The organism is Neomoorella stamsii (assembly GCF_002995805.1).
GTDB classification, from domain to species: domain Bacteria; phylum Bacillota; class DSM-521; order Neomoorellales; family Neomoorellaceae; genus Neomoorella; species Neomoorella stamsii.
The window spans coordinates 1-19,740 of sequence record NZ_PVXL01000043.1 but is presented as its reverse complement, the minus strand read 5'-3'; the positions used below and the strand labels follow the sequence as shown (position 1 = coordinate 19,740).

Genomic DNA, 19,740 nt, shown 5'->3' with positions numbered 1-19,740 from the left:
CTCGCCGGTCACGGCCATGCCCCGGGATATAGCCATAATCAACATATTTGCCGAGGTGATTTTTCATGTCCGGTTTTCCCGTGCGCCGGCCGCGCCGCCTGCGGCAGAATGAAACCTTGCGGGCCATGATCCGGGAAACGGAAATTAACGTCCACGACCTCATTTATCCCTTTTTCGTCATCCACGGCCAGGGTATAAAAAACCCGGTACCTTCCATGCCGGGCGTATACCAGCTCTCCATCGACAACCTGGTTAAAGAAGCCGCAGGAGTAGTCGCTGCCGGCATCCCGGCCGTCCTCCTTTTTGGCATCCCGGCAGTAAAGGATGAGGTAGGCTCCGGGGCCTATGACCCCCAGGGCATTGTCCAGGAAGCCGTGCGGGCCTTAAAGCGCGCTTACCCCGAACTCCTGGTCATTACCGACGTCTGCCTGTGCGAGTATACCAGCCACGGCCACTGCGGCCTGGTGGATGGTGGCCAGGTTTTAAACGACCCCACCCTGGAGCTTATCGCTAAAACGGCCCTCTCCCATGTGGAGGCCGGGGCCGATATCGTAGCTCCCTCGGATATGATGGACGGCCGGGTGGGGGCCATTCGCCGCCTCCTGGATACAGAAGGCTTCACCCACACACCTATCCTGGCCTACGCGGCCAAGTTCGCTTCGGCTTTCTACGGTCCCTTCCGGGAAGCCGCCGGTTCGGCACCCCGGTTTGGCGACCGCCGCAGCTACCAGATGGACCCGGCCAACAGCGACGAGGCCCTGCGGGAAGTGGAACTGGACCTCCAGGAAGGGGCTGATATGATCATGGTCAAACCGGCCCTGCCTTACCTGGATATTATCCGGCGGGTTAAAGATAACTTTAACGCCCCGCTGGTAGCCTACCAGGTCAGCGGCGAGTACGCCATGCTCAAAGCCGCCGCGGCCAATGGCTGGCTGGATGAAGAAAGAACCGTGCTGGAAAGCCTGACGGCCATCAAGAGGGCCGGGGCCGATCTCATTATTACCTATTATGCCCTGGATGTAGCAAGGTGGCTAAAATAATGCTCTTATCATGGAATACGACCAACCAGTGCAACCTCTACTGCGACCACTGCTACCGGGACGCCGGCGCTAAAGTGGAGGATGAATTAAGTACGGCGGAAGCAAAGAATCTAATCGATGAGGCCGTTAAAGCCGGTTTCCGGATTATGATCTTCAGCGGTGGCGAACCCCTGTTAAGGTCCGACTTGCTGGACTTGATAGCTTATGCTGCTACGCACGGCTTAAGGCCGGTCCTGGGGAGCAACGGTACCTTGCTCACCCCGGACCTGGCCCTGGAATTGAAAAAGGCCGGAGCGCGGGCCATAGGTATTTCCCTGGATAGCTGCGATCCCGCCCGCCATGATCGCCTGAGACGCCAGGAAGGAGCCTGGCAGCAGGCCGTGGCCGGTATGGCGGCCTGCCGGGAGGCAGGTTTGCCCTTCCAGGTGCATACCACCGTCTTTGACTGGAACCAGGACGAGCTGGAAAAACTCACCGACCTGGCGGTGGATCTTGGTGCGGCGGCCCACCATTTCTTTTTCCTGGTGCCCACCGGACGGGCGGCGAGCATTGAAGCGGAATCCTTACGGGCCGAGGCATACGAGGCAACTTTAAGGCGCATCTTACAAAAGCAGCAGCAGGTAGATATTGAATTAAAACCGACCTGCGCGCCCCAGTTCATGCGCATTGCCCGGGAAACCGGAGTGCCTGTACGTTACAGCCGCGGCTGCCTGGCCGGCATTGCCTACTGTATTATCAGTCCCCGGGGGGATGTACAGCCCTGTGCCTACCTGAACCTGCCCGTGGGCAATGTCCGGGAAACGCCCTTTAGCCGCCTCTGGCAGGAGAGTGAGGTTTTCCGCATCTTACGCACGGAAAGCTACGGCGGTGGCTGCGGCCACTGCGGCTACAAAAAGATTTGTGGCGGTTGCCGCGCCCGGGCCTGGTATTACCACGGTGACTATATGGCTGAAGAGCCCTGGTGCATCTACCAGGGCCGGAAGGGGATGAAGGTTGGATAGCCTTGACCGCCGTTTATTAAATATGATCCAGGAAGATTTCCCCCTGACGGAGGAACCGTACGCCGAAGTGGGCCGGCGCCTGGGCCTGACGGAAAAGGAAGTCCTGGAACGCCTGGCTAAATTAAAAGAAGAGGGGATCATTCGCCGCATCGGCGCTGTCTTTGACCTGCGGCGGCTGGGTTATACCAGTACCCTTTGTGCTATTAAGGTCCCTGAAGGGCGCCTGGCGGAAGTAGCGGCAGTGGTTAATGCCTTTCCAGGAGTTACCCACAATTACCTGCGGGAAGATGCTTATAACATGTGGTTTACCCTTATCGGCCCCTGCCGCCGCCACCTGGAAAAGGTTATGGCCAGCATCGAAGCCAGGACCGGCCTGCCAGTACTGGAACTCCCGGCGGAAAGCTCCTACAAGATTCGAGTAAACTTTAACCTGGAAGAAGGGAACCCATGAAGCAGTACCTCGTGACTACCCAATTATATTTAGCTTATATTTAGCCCCCTTAACTGCAAAAATAATATGGAAGTAAGAGGTTGATAATTAATGAAACTAGCGCAGGTAGTTTCTACCACCAATCCGACTTCCAACCTCCGACCTCTAACTCCATTGTATGGAGGTATGTGTTTGCCGCGTCCTTTAACCAACCTGGAAAAAGAACTGGTGCGCCTGCTCCAGGGCGACATCCCCCTGGTTTCCCGTCCTTTTTTACCGGTGGCCCAAAAGCTGGGCCTTAGCGAAGCGGAAGTCCTGGAGCACATCCGCCGCCTCCAGGCCGAGGGCATTATCCGCCGCTTCGGTGCCGCTCTGCGCCACCGGGAAGCCGGTATAACTGCCAACGCCATGGTAGTCTGGCAGCTGCCGCCGGAAGAATTAAAAAGAGCAGGGGAAAAACTGGCCACCTTCCCGGAAGTAACCCACTGTTACCAGCGCCAGCAGCGGCCCGAATGGCCCTATAACCTGTATGCCGTCATTCACTGCCGCACCAGGGAGGCCTGCGAGAAACTGGCGGCCCGCCTGGCCGCAGCCATTGGCCATAATAATTACCGCCTCATTTTCAGTACGGCCGAGCTAAAAAAAGAGAGCATGCAGTATTTTATTCAGGAACCCCCCGAGTGTCGGGAATAGAAAAGGAGGAAGTACCCGGTGATCGAAGCCTGGCCCAAATCAGCTGCCGCCTATGCTGAGGCTGTTAAACTCATGCCCGGGGGGGTCAACAGCCCCGTCCGGGCCTTTAAAGCTGTAGGCCTGACGCCGCCCTTTATCCAGCGTGGTGAAGGGGCCTATCTCTATGACATTGACGGCCACCGGTATATCGACTATGTCGCCTCCTGGGGGCCTCTAATCCTGGGGCACCGCCACCCGGAGGTTATGGCTGCCCTGGAAAACACCTTACATACCATGGGGACCAGCTTTGGCGCTCCTACCGAACTGGAAAATGAACTGGCCCGGGAAATCACCGCCGCCGTTCCTTCCATCGAGATGGTGCGCCTGGTCAATTCGGGAACGGAGGCGACCATGAGCGCCATCCGCCTGGCCCGTGGTTATACCGGCCGGGAGAAAGTCGTTAAATTTGCCGGTTGTTACCACGGCCATGCCGATTATTTTTTAATCCAGGCCGGCTCCGGGGCCCTGACCTTTGGCGTCCCCGACAGCCCCGGCGTCCCGTCTGCCACGGCCGCCAATACCATCGTTGCCCCGTATAACGATCTGGATGCCGTCGAGGCTATCTTTAAGCAGGCCGGCGAGGAGATTGCCGCCGTCATTGTCGAACCTGTGGCCGGCAATATGGGCTGCGTCCCGCCGCAGCCGGGGTTCCTGGAGGGCCTGCGGGCCATAACGAAACACTATGGAACCCTGTTAATTTTTGATGAAGTCATGACCGGTTTCCGGCTAGCCTACGGCGGTGCCCAGGCCCGCTTTGGCGTCCGGCCGGACCTTACCTGCCTGGGTAAAATCATCGGCGGCGGCCTGCCGGTAGGGGCCTACGGTGGCCGGCGGGAGATTATGGCCAGGGTAGCTCCGGTCGGGCCGGTCTACCAGGCCGGGACCCTGTCCGGCAACCCTCTGGCCGTCAGTGCCGGCCTGGCAACTTTAAAAATCCTCAAGGAGCCCGGTGTCTATGAGCGCCTGGAAACCCTCTCGGCCCGCCTGGAAAAAGGGATCAAAGAAGCAGCCAGGGAGGCCGGTGTACCCGTTACCTTTAACCGGGTGGGAGCCATGTTCACTGCCTTCTTTAACCCCGGCCCGGTGACTGATTACACTACGGCCACGACCAGCGATACCAAAGCCTTTGCCGCTTACTTCCAGGCCATGTTGCGCCGGGGAATTTACCTGGCGCCGTCCCAGTATGAAGCTGCTTTCATGTCCCTGGCCCACACTGAAGCAGATATTGACCGAACCGTTGAAGCTGCCCGGGAGGCCTTCCAAGAGATCGCCGCCTGAAAAAACCGTATAAGTATCAATCCTTTAACCTTCTAGGGGGTGTCTCTGGGACATCCCCGAAAAAAATTTTTGGTAGCTATGTATAAGATTGGCCAGGGAGGTTATAATAGGAATACACACTCACTTCTTCAAAGACCTCCTTGAGCCAGCAGGGCCTTGAGCAACGACGTTCAAGGCCCTGCCGGTTTTTTGGGGCTCACCACCGGTTGCCAGCTATAACGGCCGGATATCGACCCGGTGGTCGTAAAAGGTGCTGCCCCCACCCAGGTCGGTCAACTCGTCGCCAATGACGCTGTTAATGTTGCGGCCGCCAGGGGAATGCTGGCACCACCAGACACCGGGAGCTACGGTAGTACCCGGGGGAACATCGCTGCTGGCCCGCACCTTAAGGAGACAGGAGCCGCGCTGGTTGTAAACTTCAGCCAGGGCGCCCTCCACCAGGCCCTTTTTACGGCAGTCATCCGGGTTGACGAGAACCTGAGGGCACCCTTCCCGTTCCCGGAGGGGAGCCAGCTGCCCGAAATTGGAGTTGAGGGCAAAATGGGCCGGGGCCGTGAGGAGGTAGAAAGGATAAAGGCCGGCCAGTTCAGTATCGCCCGGCGGCTCGTAGCCGGGGGGTTTGGCACCGGCAGCCATAAGTTCGATTTTCCCTGAAGGGGTGGCAAATCCCTGGGCCGGTTTTAATTTAACAGCCCTGCCGGCAGCCAGGGCTTCGCGGTCTACCTTGTCAAGGGGTATCTCCCGGATTAAAAGCTCGACCATTTCCGCCTCGGAGCGCCGGAAAATATCTTCGCTAAAGCCCAGGGTTTGGGCCAGGAGGCAAAAGGTCTGCCAGTTACTCTTCGCCTCGCCCGGGGGTGGTAGTATTGCCGGGCTGCGCTGGAGGTAATACTGGCCGTAACTGCGGTATAGATCCTCCTGTTCTACAGAAAAGGTGGCCGGCAGGATGATGTCGGCGTAAAGGGCCGTATCCGTCAGGAAGCGCTCGTGGACCACTGTAAAGATATCCTCCCGCCTTAAGCCCGCCAGAACGCGGTTCTGGTCTGGGGCCACCGTGGCCGGGTTGCCGTGGTAGACGTAAAGGCCCATCACCGGTGGATCCAGCGCCTCAGTTAAAGCCCGGCCCAGCTGGACCATATTTATCGCCCGCACCGGCCGCTGCCGCAGGTCCGGCCGGTTCAGGACATCCAGCTTAAAAGCATTGCCGGTCCCGGAGCTTTGCAGAGCTCCACCTCCATGTTTACCATAGGCTCCCACCAGGGCTGGCAGGGAGGCAATGACCCTGACAGCCATACCGCCCTGGCGGTGGCGGGAAAAGCCGTAGCCGATGCGGATAAAGGGCGCCCTGGCCCGGCCATAGGCTCGAGCCAGGTTAATTATCGTTCCGGCCGGTACGCCGGTAAGGGCGGCCACCCTTTCCGGAGAATAACCGGGCAGAACTTTAGTACGAAGCTCCTCATAACCGGAGACGTGGGCGGCTATAAAGCTACTATCGACCAGTTCTTCTGCTACCAGTACCTGCATGACGCCTAACGCTAGGGCGGCATCGCTGCCGGGCCGGACCAGGATAACCTCGTCGGCCAGGGCAGCCGTCCGGGTACGGTAGGCATCGATAACAATTAACCGGGCACCTTTCTGCCGGGCCTGCTGGACCAGGGAGAGGAAATGGATACTGGTAGAGGCCGGGTTCATACCCCAGATGATTACCAGGTCCGCATCGACAACCGTCTCCGGGTCGGTACCCCAGGTCTGGCCTAAAACCTGTTGCCAGCCAGCCTCGGCTGCCGGTGAGCAGATGGTCCGCTGGAGTTCTGAAGCCCCCAGGCGGTGGAAAAAGGGATGGCCGGCATTGCGCTGGAGCAATCCCATAACGCCGGCATAGGAATAGGGGAGAATGGCTTCCGCGCCATAGGTAGCTATTATTTCCTGCCAGCGACCGGCGATGGTCTCCAGGGCTTCCGTCCACGAAATGGGCGTAAAAAGGCCGCTACCTTTGGGACCGCTACGCTTTAAGGGCGTCAGAATCCGTTCCGGGGAGTGAATGAGTTGCGGGTAATGGCGCATTTTGGCGCAAGTATATCCCCTCGTGTAGGGATGCTCCGGGTCGCCGCTAACTTTAGTCACCCGGCCGTCGTTAACTTCAATGAGCAAGCCACAGGCATCGGGGCAGTCGAGGGGACAGACGGAACGATAGGTAGCTATAGTTAAAACCTTCCTTTCAGTGCTGGACCAAGACCATGGCCAGCATGCCGGTTAAAATGGTCAGGGCCATGCTACGGGTCTTCAGAGCTACTATCCCAGTGGGGATGGCTGCCAGCAGGTAGGGGTTAGCGGTTAAAGCCAGCTTGCCACCTGGCAGCAGCAGTCCCGGCGCCAGCAGGGCGGCCAGGACGGCCGCTGGAACATAACTTAGCCAGCGTAAAAAAACCTCCGGTAACCTCATGCGACTCAGAACTACCAGGGGAAGCATCCGGGGCAAATAGGTTACCAGGGCGGTACCGAGGATAATAATTAAAATTTGCCTGTCCATGGTTCCAGGATCACCCCCAGGGTGGCGGCTATCACCGTTGCCAGGATGATGTTCCAGCTGCCGGGCCAGAGGAGGGCAATAACTACCGAAAATAGAGCCGCCAGGGCAGCAACCACCAAGGTCTGCTTATCCTTTAACTGCAGGACCAGCAGGATGATGAACATGGCCGGCAGGGCAAAGTTGAAACCGAAACGGGCCGGATCCCCCATCAAATTACCCGCCAGTCCGCCCAGCAGCGAAGCCAGCACCCAGGAAAAATGGGCCGTCAGGTTAAGGCCGAAATGATAGGGAAGATGGGCCTCGTGGTCGCTGTAGTGGTTGATGGCCACGGCAAAGGTCTCGTCGGTAATTTCCGCTGCCAGCAGGGCCAGGGCGGCCGGCCGGAAACGCCGTAAATGGGGTACCAGGGAGGCGCTGAAGAGCAGGTGGCGCAGGTTGACCAGGAAGACGGTGAAAATAATGGCGGCCGCTGCCACGCCGCTGCCAAACATGCTGACGGCAATAAACTGGCCGGAGCCGGCATAGAGCAGCACCGACATCAGTACTGTCTCCCAGAGGTTAAAGCCCGCCTCCCGGGCCAGGACACCATAGGCAAAGCCGAGGGGTAAATAGCCGAGGACGATGGGCAGGGCTGCCCGGACACCTTGCCACATAAGGGGGGCAACCGCTACAGGTACGGTAACATCACGGGGCAAAACTTCATCCTGAGGTTGCATGTCTAATCTCCTCTCCGCAATGATTTTATAACACTTTCCCCGCCAGTGCAATTAGAAAAAACCGGCCACCAGTAACATCCTGGTAACAGATGGCATAGGTTATTACAGATAAATCCTTTTATGGAAGGAGTAATAGTATGAACGGTTCCTATCATAAAACCAAAAGAGCCCTGGAAATAGACCTGGAAGAGATCCGGCTCCTGGCTGAAGCCGCGGCGGCAACACCTTCCTTTGGCGTCCGGCATACCCTTTTAAACCACATCCTGGGTGAAGTAGAGGAAGCTATGTTCTGGAACCACCACCTGGCCCATTTAATGGTCTACGAGCCGCCCTATCAACCTCCCTACCCGCCGCCTTATAAACCGCCAAGGCCGCCTTACTATGATGACCCTGTCCCTTACAGTGAAAAACCTGCGGAAGAATAGAATATAGAAAGGAGAAGGAACTATGCACTGGTTGGATAAACTGCGCCAGGTCCTGCGCCTTGATGAGGAAGAGCTGACCCTCTGGCCGGAAATTGCCTCTACAGCCCCGGATGGAGTCAAGCAAATAATTAACAGTATGCTGGAGCGGGAAAAGAAAGAAATGGAAGACATAAAGAAGATCCTGCAAATGTACGGCGGGGCGCCAGGTTATCCTGACCCCTACAGCGGCTTTGCTGAGGGAGAAAAGAAATAGGGTAGTGACTAAGTGACCCGGGATTGAAACACCCGGGTAAATTTTTGCTGCTTCCTACCGTGGTTAATTTACAAAGCAGGAAAAGGCCGGCTTTTACCAGAGGGAAGCAGGATTTTACCTGGACAGGGCGAATTTTGTAGGAGGGAGGTGCTGCAATGGCTGAAGGCCCGGTTTTTGCCCTGGATGTGGGGACCCGCAAAGTCGCTGGCCTGGTACTGGCCCCCGGGACAAAGGGTTACCACATCCGGGCGGCAGCAATAGTTGAACACCAGCAGCGCGCTATGCTGGACGGCCAGATCCATGATATTCCCCAGGTCGCCCTGGCCATCGAGGCGGTTAAAGAACAGCTGGAAAAAAAACTACATATACCCTTAAAAGAAGCAGCGGTAGCCGCTGCCGGCCGGGCTTTAAAAACCCAGCGGGCCACCGCCGAGGAAGAAATATCGCCGGCTACGGAAATCAGTGGCCAGGAGGTGCTGGCCCTGGAGGCGGCAGCCGTCCAGGAAGCAGAAAAACGTCTCCTGGCTGGTAGTGAAAATCAATTGGCCTACCACTGTGTGGGTTACAGTGTGGTGGGCTACAGCCTCGATGGTCATCCCATCGGTAACCTGGTAGGCCAGCGGGGCCAGCGCATGGCTACTGAAGTTATAGCCACCTTTTTGCCCCGGGTGGTGGTAGATTCCCTGGTGGCGTCCCTGCAAAGGGCAGGGCTCACCATGGCTTCCCTTACCCTGGAACCCATTGCCGCCAGCGCCGTGGCCGTACCGGCAGCCATGCGGGGATTAAACCTGGCCCTGGTAGATATCGGCGCCGGCACTTCCGACATTGCCATTACCGGCCAGGGCACCATTACCGGCTACGCCATGGTACCCTCAGCCGGGGATGAAATTACCGAAGCCCTGGCAGGGGCCCTCCTTTTGGACTTTCATACAGCCGAAGCAGTCAAGCGCCAGTTATTAAAAAATGCCAGTGTGACCTTTACCGATATCGTCGGGCAACAACGCACCCTACCGGCAGCCGGGATTATAGAGGCCATTAAACCGGCGGTAACTGAACTGGCCCGGCAGATTGCCACCCAGATTATCTTGCTCAACGGCCGCGCCCCCCAGGCCGTCCTGCTGGTAGGGGGCGGTAGCCTGACCCCTGGACTCCCTGAGGCCCTGGCCGGCCAGCTGGAAATACCGCCGGACAGGGTGGCCGTGCGCGGCCGGGAAGTTTTAAATGGCATCAGCGGGGCTAAAAATTTTCAGGGACCCCAGGCCATTACCCCTATTGGGATCGCCATTACAGCCTTAAAACAGGAAGGCCTGGGTCTGGCCCGGGTAATTGTCAACGGCCGGCCGGTGCATTTCCTGGCCGGGCAGCAGATGACGGTTACTCAGGCCCTGCTGGCAGCCGGCATCCCGGCGCGCCTGCTTTACGGCCGGCCGGGTAAGGGCCTGGGGGTGGAAATTAACGGCCGCCTGACCTTTCTCCGCGGCCAGCCCGGGCAGCCGGGAACCATCCTGGTGAATAATTCCCCAGCCACCTTGAATACCACCGTCAGGCCTGGCGATGAAATCCAGGTGATTCCGGGCCGGGATGGCGCCGATGCCCGGGGTACAATAAAAGACCTGGTGCCGGAACTTACTCCTAAAACAATTACCTTTAACGGCCGCCAGGTTACCCTGGAACCCATGATTATCATGAATGATAACCAGGTGGATTACCATACCCCGGTAGAAGATCAGGCCCGCATCACCTATGAACCCCTGGATACGGTAGCCCGGGTCCTGGCCAGGCTGGGGGAGTCCCTGGAAGACACTATTCTTTTAAACGGCCAGCCGGTCCGGCCCGAAGCTCCCATCAAAGATGGCGACAACCTGGTGACAGGGGTAGAGGCTGCCGGCCGGGCCATAACTATCATCTTAAATGGCCGCCCGGCCACCCTCAAAGTCCAGGCAGCCGATGTTTTATTTACCGATGTTTTTAACTACCTGGATTTCCCGTCAACACCGCCGCCGGGCCGGAAAAGGCTGGTTATGGAGGTTAACGGCCGTCCGGCCGAATTTACTACCCCCCTGGCCGAAGGAGATCAGGTTACTTTACGCTGGGACCCTTGACAGGTAGCCGGCGGGCTGCTATAATTAATCTTGCTCCTGAAGGGAGCGATTGCGAGCGGCAGTGGCGGAATTGGCAGACGCGCTAGATTCAGGTTCTAGTCCTGATTAGCAGGGTGGGGGTTCAAATCCCTTCTGCCGCACCACTGTTAGAAGCGAGACCCTTGACATCCCTTGTCAAGGGTCTCGCTCTTTTTAATTAGAATTGGTCATGTTATTTGTGTAATAAAAAAGGAGTTTCCCTTAAATAGTAGAAATATAAAAGGTACTTATTTCGATCCAGTTCGACACTATAATTGATGAAAGGATGAAGGAGAACCTGAATGCTCAAGACGCTGCTGGACCTTTTTATAGGCTTTGGGCGGGCGACCTTGCTGGGCTATGGGGGAGGACCGGCCATTGTACCTCTTTATGAGCACGAGGCAGTTGAGGTTTACCGCTGGGTAAGCCAGGAAGAATTCGGCCAGGCCCTGGCCTTCGGCAACGCTCTTCCGGGACCCATTGCAACCAAGTTAACAATGTACATTGGTTACAAAGTAGCCGGCTGGCTGGGTGCTGCCGTTGCTTTGATCGCCGTAACCATCCCTGTGTTTATAATCTTGATTGGTTTCTTCGCCTTTCTGGAGAAATTCAAGGATAGCCCCTTCTTAAAGGGCATGGTGGCCGGCATCCGGCCCGTGGTTTTCGTGATGCTGGCCATGCTAGCCTGGGATTTTGCCAAATATGCCTTTGTGCCCAAAAACACGGCCCCCCTCAACTGGCTCCCCTTTGGCATAGCGGCCGCTTATTTCATCCTGGTTCATTATCTAAATTTGAGCCCCCTTGTGGGTGTAATTGTTTCCATGCTTCTGGGGGGGATTCTGCTACGGTGAAGGGTAGGTTATTATAGACTACAGGTTGCTCAACCATACTCAAACAGGGACTAAGAAAATCCATGGAAAGCTACCATCTGGTCGTCCTGACGGCCGCCCGGTATAATATCTTACCGCTGACTTCCAGTTGTAATTTACGCTGTCTTTTCTGCAGTCACCGCCAGAATCCTCCGGGAGTGGAAACGCGATACCTGCCCCCTTTAAAGCCGGAACAGGTTGACACCCTCCTGGACTTTCTAGTTGGTACACGAAAAATCGTCATTGGCGAGTCAGCCACCCGGCTCATTGAAGGAGAACCCCTGACCCATCCCGATTTCCTGGAAATCCTGGCCAGAGTGCGGCGGCGTTTTCCTGCGACCACCCTGGAGATTACTACCAATGGGACTTTATTGACCCGTGAACTGGCCAGGGCCCTGGCTGACCTGGGGCCCCTGGAAATAAACCTGTCCCTCAACAGCGCCAGCCCGGCAGGCCGGCTAAAACTCATGGGTGATAAGCAACCTGAAACGGCATTGCAGGCACCCCTGACCTTGCAGCAGGCCGGGATTACCTACCACGGTAGCCTGGTGGCCCTTCCCTGGATTGCCGGCTGGCCGGATGTCCGGGAGACAATCCTTTACCTGGCCCGTTCCGGGGCCAGGACCATCCGCATTTTTTTACCCGGCTACACCCGTCTGGCACCGCCGGAGTTGCGTTTTCCAGCCAATTTACGGCAACAAATAGAAGCAGAATTGGAGCACCTCCGTAAGCAAACGGACGTCCCTTTGCTGCTGGAACCCCCTTGCTTAAATAATCTAACGCCGGTAGTAGAGGGGGTTATCCCCGGTACCCCGGCTTCCAGGGCCGGCCTCCAAAAGGGCGATATCATACTGGCCGTAGACGGGCAAAAACCGCGTTCCCGAGTAGAAGCCTATCGCCTGATTAACCGGCCAGGCAGGCGGCATTTAGTGGTACAATCCCGTACCGCCGCGGCAGCACCTTTCAGGAACGAAACTACCGGTTCCGGTCCGGATACGTCGCTTGCCGGGTATAAAGAACAAAGGCGTTCTCTTGCCTTACTGGTGGAAAAGGACGGTAGCGGTCTTACCTTTAGCTGGGATTTTGACCCTGACATTCTCCAGGAAGTTGAGCAAGCCTGCCGGCATCACCATGCCCGGCGGGCGCTGATTATGACTTCTGAACTGGCCGGTAACGTAATAAAGGAAGCCGTGGCTGGGCTCCCCTGGGACCTGGAGGTAATAACTGCTCCCAGCCGCTTTTTTGGCGGTTCCATCGCCTGCGCCGGCTTATTAACCTTAGGGGATTTTAAGATTGCCTGGCAGGAGTGGCGTCTGGATCACAACCCCGTTGACCTCATTATCTTACCTGCCATCGCCTTTGACTACCGGGGCTTCGACCTGACGGGTCAATATTACCTGGACCTGGCAAGTGCTACCGGTGTCCCGGTAGTACTGGTATAAAAGGGACCCCGATTATCCGGACTCCCGGCTTCTTCATTCTTGCTTCATTGTTTTAGCCATCACGCTTATAAAAAATAACCCCGCTATCTGCGGGGTTCTCCCGATTAACTGCTAATTATCACCAAAGAAGAGGAGGATCAAGATCAAGAACAATATAAAAGCAAAACTGCCGCCAGGAAAAGTAAAGCCTAGGCTACCATCCTGTGCGTTTTTTTTCGGTCCGAAGATGCTGCTGCCTTCCTCAGCCATTAGTTACACCTCCAATGGGATTTAGTCTACTGTAGCTTATTCAGAAGGACCTTAAGATGCCACTCTCTATAGCCAGGAAAGCCGGCCCAGATTATAATATAGAAAGCAACGCTTGATCCGGGAGAGGAGGAAATCCCTTTGCTTAAAGGGAACTGTGTCATTGCCCAGTCAGGTGGCCCTACGGCTGTGATTAATAACAGCCTTGCCGGAGCCATCGAAGCCGCCTATCACGGTGAAGCCATTGGCGAAATTTATGGCGCCCGCAACGGCATCATGGGTGTCTTAGCAGAGAATTTTATTGATTTACGCCGGCAAGACGCGGCTACCATTCAAGGCTTGCGTTTCACACCGGGAGCAGCCCTTGGCTCCTGCCGGTACCAGTTAGAGAAGAAGGAAGACTATGATAAGCTCCTGGCCATCTTCCGCAAATTTAATATCCGTTATTTTTTCTACATCGGCGGCAATGACTCTATGGATACGGCCCATAAAGTCAACCAGCTGGCGCAGGAAGAAGGGTATGAGCTACGGGTAATTGGCATTCCCAAAACGGTAGACAATGACTTGCCCCGGACGGATCACTGTCCGGGTTATGGTAGCGCCGCCAAATACCTTGCCGCCAGTGTCCTGGAGATGGGGATGGATATTAAAAGCATCGTCACCTCTACCAAAGTAGCTATTGTGGAAGCCATGGGCCGCAATACCGGCTGGCTGGCGGCAGCTACGGCCCTGGCCCGGCGTGCACCAGGAGAAGCCCCCCACTTAATCTACTTGCCGGAAGTAGCCTTTGACCTGGACGCTTTCCTGGCCGATGTGGAAACCGCCTACCGCCAGTATGGTACGGTCCTGGTAGTCGTATCCGAAGGCCTGGTCGATAAAAATGGCAACTATATATTTAACGATGCCGGCACCGTAGATGTTTTCGGCCACCAACGCCTCGGTGGTCTAGGGCAGTTCCTCCTTAATAAAATTGAAGCTGAATTAAAAATCAAAGGTCGCTTTATCCTCCCGGCCACCAGCCAGCGCAGTGCCATGCACCTGGCCTCCCGGACCGATGCGGAAGAAGCCTATAACGTAGGCCGGGTAGCCGTTGAGGAGGCCCTCCGGGGAGCCAGTGGCCATATGGTAGCCATCAAGCGCCTGGAAGGGGAAGAGTACCGGTGTACTTATGAGCTCGTGGAACTTGATAAGGTAGCCAACCAGGAAAAGAAGGTACCGCGGGACTGGATCAACGCGGCAGGAAACGACGTTACTACCGACTTCATCAATTACGCCCGGCCTTTGATTCAGGGAGAAGTTAACGTGCCTTACCATAACGGCCTGCCTGCTTATGTAAACCTGGCCCACCAATATCCAGTCAAAAAGTGTGGGTAAAAGTACTATCATCGGGCTGTTAACCGGACAAGCTACTTAATTAACGAGAAAATGGCGCGGCCGGTATCCGTTCGCTATCGCTGACTCTGTAACTTCATTCTGCAATATTAACCAGCAGGAAATTATTCACCGGAAGCTAGTTAGCCAGAGCAGATTCACCTGCTCTTGGTCCGGCCCCGCGGGGCCGGTTTTTTATTTGCCTGAGAAATGAACAGCAGGGAAGAGGAATAAGATTAAAAGGGGTAAGGAAGATTTAGAGAGCAGGAATGGGAACGGGAAGGAAGAATAAGATCGTATCCAAATAGTTTGGGAAGGAGGAAATTTAAATGACAGCCAGGGCCGGTATCATCTGGACCACGCTTTTAATCCTGGCAGGCATCTTCAGCCTGGCCTTTATCTTTTTTACCCTCTTTCCGGGCCAAGTACCGGATGCTGCCTGGCAATATTTCTCCCCGGTGGAGGTAGAAAGGGCGCGGCGTTACCAGCAGATCATGCGCCTGGTAAGTATCCTGGCTTTCCTGGCCAAGACGGCTTTCCTGGTCTGGCTGGTCTACAGTGCCCGGGCCGCCTACTGGTCGGATGGCGTCTTGCGCCTGACGGGCGGGCGCTATTACCCGGCCCTGGTAATTTACTTTGGCCTGATCTGGCTGCTTTTAAAAGTGGTGGGCCTGCCTTTTAATTTTTACGGCAGCTTTATTGTCCAGCACCAGTGGGGCTTTGCCACCCAGAATCTGGCTTCCTGGTGGGCCGATTATCTGAAAAGCTCGTTTCTGGACCTAATCTTATCCGGGGCCGGGGTAATACTCCTTTTCTGGGTTACCGGCCGCTGGCCCCATACCTGGTGGGCTGCCGCCGGCCTGTTCCTGTCCGGCTGGCTCTTTGTTTCCACCTTCCTCTGGCCGCTCCTTGTCGCCCCCCTCTTTAACCGTTTCCAGCCGGTCACAGAAGGACCGGTTAAAACTATGGTTACGCAACTGGCCGGCCGCGCCGGGTTGAAGGTTAAGGAAATACTGGTCATGGATGCCAGCCGCCGGACCACCAAGGCCAATGCCTATTTTACCGGCCTGGGAGCTACCAAACGTATCGTTCTCTATGACACGCTCCTGGCTAATTACCCCCCTGATGAAGTGGAAGCCGTAGTCGCCCACGAAATGGCCCACTGGCAACGCGGCCATATTGTCCGGGGATTGCTGTGGGGTATCCTGGCTAATTTCTTGCTTCTGGGATTGTTATATGCCGTCCTGAAACTAACCTTCACCTACGAGATAGCCCGGCCTGGGCCATACCCGCCCCACCTCCTGGTTGCCATGCTCCTTTTTCTCCAGCTGGTGTCCTTCCTGGGCCAGCCGGTGCAGAACGCCATCTCCCGCCGCTATGAAACTGAAGCCGACCAGGTGGCCCTGGAGCTTACCGGTAACCCCAGGGCCATGATCAAGTTGCAAGTGGACCTGACCCGGAAAAACCTCGGCGACGTAGCCCCGCCGCCCTTTATCGAATGGCTGACCTCATCTCACCCCTCACCACTGGATAGAATCCAGGCTTCCGAGAAGTGGGGGCAAGACGATAATCCGCGTTACTCCCGCGGGCAATAGAAACCGCAGGCCTGCCTTTCCGGCCGGACCTTCTCCACAGCCTTGACCAGGGCTTCTTTACCGGCCAGCCAGATAAAATCCCGGGCCTGGAGTTCCACCGGCACCCGGCGTTCCCCCGTAAGATAGAGATCCAGGGTGGCCAGGCAAGCTGGTTTATTTTCCTCCCGGCCCAGGACCAGGGCATAAAAGCGGCAGCCCTGGCAGGTGGCCGTGGCCCGGTCTTTAAGCCCCGGCAGCATCAGCCGGTGGCCTTCATATAAAGCGTTAGCCCCGCGCATAGAGAACCCCTGCCTTTGTCAAGGATACCGCCGGGTGAATGATCCTTTCGCCGTAGCGGTTTTTTAACCGGTCACAGGCCCGGTTCAGGCGGGCCTGTTTTTCCACCCGGCCAAAAAGGTCTTCCTGGCGCACTGTTGCCGGCACCAGACCGGCCAGGCTCACCCCCACCAGCCGCACCGGCCGCCAGGGCGGCCAGTGGCGGCGAAGGAGCTGCCGGGCCGCCGAGTAAATATCGGCCGCCGTATCGGTATAATGGGGCAGGGTGTAAGAACGTCCCAGCCAGTTAAACTCCGGGTCTTTAAGGCTTAAAGCCACTGTGCGCCCCAGATACCCTCCCAGGCGCACCCGCCGAGCCACCAGTTCGGCCAGTTCCAGTAAAACCACCTCAATCTCTTCATAACCCTGGTAGTCCCGTGGCAGGGTAATCTGGTGGCCAATGGATTTCACCCTTTCCAGGGAGTGAGGATCCACCGGGCTGTAGTCAACACCGTGGGCGCACTGGTGTAAAATCTGCCCCACGACCCCGAAGCGCTTGACCAGTACCTCGACGGGAAAACGGGCCAGGTCGCCGATGGTATGGATGCCAAGTTTGGCCAGGTGAGCCTCCATGCGGGGACCGACGCCAAAAAGTTCCTTCACCGGCAGGGGCCACATTTTTTTAGGGACATCCGGGTAATCCAGGACCGTCAGGCCGTCGGGCTTTTGCATCTCAGCCGCCATCTTGGCCAGGAGCTTGGAAGGCCCCAGGCCGATGCTGGTGGTAATGCCCACCTCGTCTTTAATCCGCTTCTTCAACCGGCGGGCGATGGCCAGGGGCGAACCGTGGAGTTCCCGGCAGCCGCGGACATCCAGCCAGGCTTCATCGATGGAGAAGGGCTCCACCAGGGGAGTAAAGTCCCGCATGATGCGTAAAAGGCGGGTGGAAAATTCGATGTACAGGTCATGGCGGGGAGAGATAAAAATGCCTTCCGGGCAGAGGCTGCGCGCCTCCCGGACGGTCATCCCGGTTTTAATGCCGTAACCCCGTTTGGCCTCATAGCTGGCCGCCAGGACAATGCCGTGGCGGGTGGTCTCCCGGCCGGCGACGATAACCGGGCGCCCGCGTAAAGCCGGGTCCAGGGCCTGGTGAACGGAGGCAAAGAAGCTGTTGGCATCACATAAAAGAATGGAGCAAGCCAGGGACAATACCCTCACCTCTACGAACATTTGTTTTTATTTATATTATAACCCTGGCCGTTAAAATAACAAGGGGCAAATGAACAAATGTTGGTAGTTCCCTGGCCATCAAGAAAGTGGCTTATGACTGCCCGACCAGGCCCTGCCAGGCTGCCCAGCTGAACTGGCCCTGGTATAATTTACATAAAGGAGAAACCTGCACCCGTGTAGAATAATTTGTCAAAACATGTCGCCAGGAACCAATGGAGGACTTTCCTGGCAAAGCAGGGGGTATGCTATGCGGGTGTGGCGTTTTTGGGGGGTAGTATTTTTCCTAACGGCGATCCTGCTGTGGGGAGCCCCGCCGGCGGCCTGGGCCGGGACCGGTTCAGGGATCATCCTTTATCAGGTCCGGCAGGGGGATAGCCTCTGGCTCCTCGCCCAGCGCTATGGAGCAACGGTGGCTGCCATTCAACAACTGAATAAGTTACCTGGTGATGCTTTAGTACCGGGGCAGGTTCTGTACCTGCCGGTAACCCTGCAGGATAGTAACTATAAGTATACCGTCCAGCGGGGCGATACCCTTTACCTCATATCCCTGCGGACGGGCCGTTCCATAGCGGCCATCCAGGCGGCAAGTAACCTGGCGGGGGACACCCTTTACCCCGGGCAAACCTTACTCATTCCCCTGGCCCGTAGCGGGGCTACTATCTACCAGGTGCAGCCGGGTGATAACCTCTATCTTATCGCCAGGCGTTTTAACCTGACCGTAACTGAACTTTCTCGCTTTAACAACCTGCCTTCGGATTTAATCATGGTAGGCCAGGTGATGGAAATACCACCGGCACCTGCACCGCAACCGCAACCGGTAGAACCGGAACTGCCGGTTTACCGGGTCGTAGCAGGAGATACCCTGTCAACCATTGCCCAAAGGTTTAACACTACCGTCAGGGCCATCTATGACACCAACAGGCTAAATTCAGACATCCTCATGCCCGGCCAGCCCCTGTACATACCCGTCAGCCGGACGGAACCGGTACCGGTGGCTGGCCCCCGTGGCAAGCAAAAACCGGGCTATGGCGAATTTTTAGACTGGGAATGGGCACGCTGGATCTATAACGTTGGCGCCGTGGCCACCATTACCGACCTGGACAGCGGGCTGTCCTTCCGCGTCCGGCACCTGGGCGGGTCCAACCATGCCGATTCGGAACCCCTGACTGCGGCTGACACAGCCACCATGAAGCAAATTTTTAACGGCCGCTGGTCCTGGGATACCCGGGCTATATTACTTAAAGTGGGGGATCGCGTCCTGGCGGCTTCCATGGCCGGCATGCCCCACAGCGTGGAAACGATACTGGACAATGATTTCCCCGGCCATTTTGACGTCTATTTCTGGAACAGCCGCAGCCACAATACCAATGAGATCCAGCCCCAGCACCAGGCCAATGTCCTGCGGGCCGCCGGCCTGGAGCAGGCGCCCTGAGGATAGAACAAAAACAAGCCGGACCAGCAGGGTTCGGGTAGGCTCATCCCACAGTGCATACTAGGGATAGAATAAAAAAGCCGGTTTCCGGGTTATCCCTGGAGCCGGCTTATTTATTAGCCAGTTAATTCAACCATGCGGCCATCCAGGTAAAGAAAGGCAAGGTATACCTTTAGTTCCGGATGGCGTTCTTTCAGTAGTCGGGCAGCCAGTTCCATGTCCTGGCGCTGGCGGGCCAGCTGTTCTTCAACAGGCAAATCTCCCAGGCTATAAGCGCCGCAGTCTTCATGGTGGACTAGGTAAACTTCCTGGATGTGGTGGAGCCTGTAGGAATACTCCACCAAAGCCAGTTTTCCTTCCGCAACAAAGTTGCGGCTGGCGCCGGGCAGGGCCAGATAATCATATTTACCAGACAGTCCCCTTTCTCGGAGCCAGTTAGCTACGGCACTTTGAATACGGAAGTCCATACAGGTTAAAACGCAGGCCTTACAGGCAGTCATTTGGTATACCACCCCCATCGTCAATTATATCTTAGGCCACTAGCGTTGCATAAAAATCTTTAACCCATTGCAAGGCAATATATGGTAGTTGATTAAATGTAATATAACAACAATAATGGTGTATACAACCATGTTCTTTCCCCTTCTCTGGTTAAAGGACTTAGGGTATCAGGGGTAGTCCTTATCCACATATTGCCATATTAAGCTGCTTAAAGAACTAAGGGGTCATAGGTTACGTCATTAAGATAATCAGCTTCGCCAGCCAGTACTTGCCT

Annotated in this window: 20 protein-coding genes and 1 tRNA gene; 14 read left to right on the top strand and 7 right to left on the bottom strand. The window is 56.4% G+C overall.

The genetic code is table 11. From position 1 onward, the window contains the following. Positions 1 to 65 precede the first annotated feature (65 nt). The 5 genes from hemB (at position 66) to hemL (ending at position 4,481) form a co-directional block, all read left to right on the top strand. The gene (gene hemB, locus MOST_RS07560) at positions 66 to 1,040 is read left to right on the top strand and encodes a porphobilinogen synthase (RefSeq protein ID WP_054936777.1); all 975 of its coding nucleotides are present in this window, start codon (positions 66 to 68) and stop codon (positions 1,038 to 1,040) included. Beyond that, on the top strand, positions 1,040 to 2,041 hold the full coding sequence (gene nirJ2 / locus MOST_RS07555) for a putative heme d1 biosynthesis radical SAM protein NirJ2 (protein WP_054936776.1): 1,002 nt from the start codon (positions 1,040 to 1,042) through the stop codon (positions 2,039 to 2,041). Before hemB ends, nirJ2 begins: the two co-directional genes overlap by 1 nt. Beyond that, a complete protein-coding gene (gene ahbA, locus MOST_RS07550) occupies positions 2,034 to 2,492 on the top strand; it encodes a siroheme decarboxylase subunit alpha (RefSeq protein ID WP_054936775.1) in 459 nt (152 codons plus the stop codon). The genes nirJ2 and ahbA overlap by 8 nt, the downstream gene beginning before the upstream one ends. 171 nt (positions 2,493 to 2,663) lie before the next feature. Beyond that, the gene (gene ahbB / locus MOST_RS07545) at positions 2,664 to 3,164 is read left to right on the top strand and encodes a siroheme decarboxylase subunit beta (protein ID WP_106007079.1); all 501 of its coding nucleotides are present in this window, start codon (positions 2,664 to 2,666) and stop codon (positions 3,162 to 3,164) included. Between the two features lie 18 nt (positions 3,165 to 3,182). Next, positions 3,183 to 4,481: a glutamate-1-semialdehyde 2,1-aminomutase gene (gene hemL / locus MOST_RS07540; protein ID WP_083476623.1), complete on the top strand. Its 1,299-nt coding sequence runs from the start codon at positions 3,183 to 3,185 to the stop codon at positions 4,479 to 4,481. Between the two features lie 213 nt (positions 4,482 to 4,694). Here the strand turns inward: hemL and MOST_RS07535 are convergent, their stop codons facing one another. From MOST_RS07535 to MOST_RS07525, 3 genes are read right to left on the bottom strand one after another with little or no spacing between them, the layout of a single operon-like run. After that, the gene (locus MOST_RS07535; RefSeq protein ID WP_054936773.1) at positions 4,695 to 6,683 is read right to left on the bottom strand and encodes a molybdopterin oxidoreductase family protein; all 1,989 of its coding nucleotides are present in this window, start codon (positions 6,681 to 6,683) and stop codon (positions 4,695 to 4,697) included. Between the two features lie 16 nt (positions 6,684 to 6,699). After that, positions 6,700 to 7,011, bottom strand: a complete 312-nt coding sequence (locus tag MOST_RS07530; RefSeq protein WP_054936772.1) for an AzlD domain-containing protein — start codon at positions 7,009 to 7,011, stop codon at positions 6,700 to 6,702. Continuing rightward, the gene (locus MOST_RS07525) at positions 6,993 to 7,727 is read right to left on the bottom strand and encodes an AzlC family ABC transporter permease (protein ID WP_244267022.1); all 735 of its coding nucleotides are present in this window, start codon (positions 7,725 to 7,727) and stop codon (positions 6,993 to 6,995) included. The genes MOST_RS07530 and MOST_RS07525 overlap by 19 nt, the downstream gene beginning before the upstream one ends. 137 nt (positions 7,728 to 7,864) lie before the next feature. Between MOST_RS07525 and MOST_RS07520 the strand changes: the two genes are divergently transcribed. From MOST_RS07520 to MOST_RS07495, 6 genes are all read left to right on the top strand, one after another. Further along, positions 7,865 to 8,152, top strand: coding sequence for a hypothetical protein (locus MOST_RS07520; RefSeq protein ID WP_054936771.1), 288 nt, complete (start codon positions 7,865 to 7,867; stop codon positions 8,150 to 8,152). A gap of 22 nt (positions 8,153 to 8,174) precedes the next feature. Beyond that, a complete protein-coding gene (locus MOST_RS07515; protein WP_054936770.1) occupies positions 8,175 to 8,405 on the top strand; it encodes a hypothetical protein in 231 nt (76 codons plus the stop codon). A 155-nt stretch (positions 8,406 to 8,560) separates the two neighbouring features. Next, positions 8,561 to 10,507, top strand: a complete 1,947-nt coding sequence (locus tag MOST_RS07510) for a cell division FtsA domain-containing protein (protein ID WP_054936769.1) — start codon at positions 8,561 to 8,563, stop codon at positions 10,505 to 10,507. 55 nt (positions 10,508 to 10,562) lie between these two features. Beyond that, positions 10,563 to 10,650 (top strand) — tRNA-Leu (locus MOST_RS07505). Positions 10,651 to 10,827: 177 nt separating this feature from the next. After that, complete coding sequence (locus MOST_RS07500) at positions 10,828 to 11,376, top strand: chromate transporter (RefSeq protein WP_054936768.1); 549 nt, start codon at positions 10,828 to 10,830, stop codon at positions 11,374 to 11,376. Between the two features lie 62 nt (positions 11,377 to 11,438). Then, positions 11,439 to 12,836, top strand: a complete 1,398-nt coding sequence (locus tag MOST_RS07495) for a radical SAM protein (protein WP_054936767.1) — start codon at positions 11,439 to 11,441, stop codon at positions 12,834 to 12,836. Positions 12,837 to 12,947: 111 nt separating this feature from the next. Here the strand turns inward: MOST_RS07495 and MOST_RS17500 are convergent, their stop codons facing one another. Further along, complete coding sequence (locus MOST_RS17500; RefSeq protein WP_157049480.1) at positions 12,948 to 13,085, bottom strand: hypothetical protein; 138 nt, start codon at positions 13,083 to 13,085, stop codon at positions 12,948 to 12,950. A 138-nt stretch (positions 13,086 to 13,223) separates the two neighbouring features. On the opposite strand from MOST_RS17500, the gene MOST_RS07490 reads away from it, so the two are divergent. Together MOST_RS07490 and MOST_RS07485 are read left to right on the top strand one after the other, a co-directional pair. After that, the gene (locus MOST_RS07490) at positions 13,224 to 14,456 is read left to right on the top strand and encodes a 6-phosphofructokinase (RefSeq protein WP_106007078.1); all 1,233 of its coding nucleotides are present in this window, start codon (positions 13,224 to 13,226) and stop codon (positions 14,454 to 14,456) included. Between the two features lie 326 nt (positions 14,457 to 14,782). Then, entirely contained in the window at positions 14,783 to 16,048 is a 1,266-nt protein-coding gene (locus MOST_RS07485) for a M48 family metallopeptidase (protein ID WP_054936765.1), read from the top strand. Here MOST_RS07485 and MOST_RS07480 read toward each other — a convergent pair. Next, positions 16,030 to 16,326: a hypothetical protein gene (locus MOST_RS07480; RefSeq protein ID WP_054936764.1), complete on the bottom strand. Its 297-nt coding sequence runs from the start codon at positions 16,324 to 16,326 to the stop codon at positions 16,030 to 16,032. The two genes, MOST_RS07485 and MOST_RS07480, sit on opposite strands and share 19 nt — an antisense overlap. After that, positions 16,313 to 17,506 carry a DNA polymerase IV gene (gene dinB / locus MOST_RS07475; RefSeq protein ID WP_054936849.1) on the bottom strand — a complete coding sequence of 398 codons (1,194 nt, stop codon included), beginning with the start codon at positions 17,504 to 17,506 and terminating at the stop codon, positions 16,313 to 16,315. Before dinB ends, MOST_RS07480 begins: the two co-directional genes overlap by 14 nt. Before the next feature lie 274 nt (positions 17,507 to 17,780). On the opposite strand from dinB, the gene MOST_RS07470 reads away from it, so the two are divergent. Beyond that, positions 17,781 to 18,965 carry a LysM peptidoglycan-binding domain-containing protein gene (locus MOST_RS07470; protein WP_054936763.1) on the top strand — a complete coding sequence of 395 codons (1,185 nt, stop codon included), beginning with the start codon at positions 17,781 to 17,783 and terminating at the stop codon, positions 18,963 to 18,965. Positions 18,966 to 19,081: 116 nt separating this feature from the next. Here MOST_RS07470 and MOST_RS07465 read toward each other — a convergent pair whose 3' ends face one another. Next, positions 19,082 to 19,465 carry a carbonic anhydrase gene (locus MOST_RS07465; RefSeq protein ID WP_054936762.1) on the bottom strand — a complete coding sequence of 128 codons (384 nt, stop codon included), beginning with the start codon at positions 19,463 to 19,465 and terminating at the stop codon, positions 19,082 to 19,084. Positions 19,466 to 19,740: the final 275 nt, after the last annotated feature.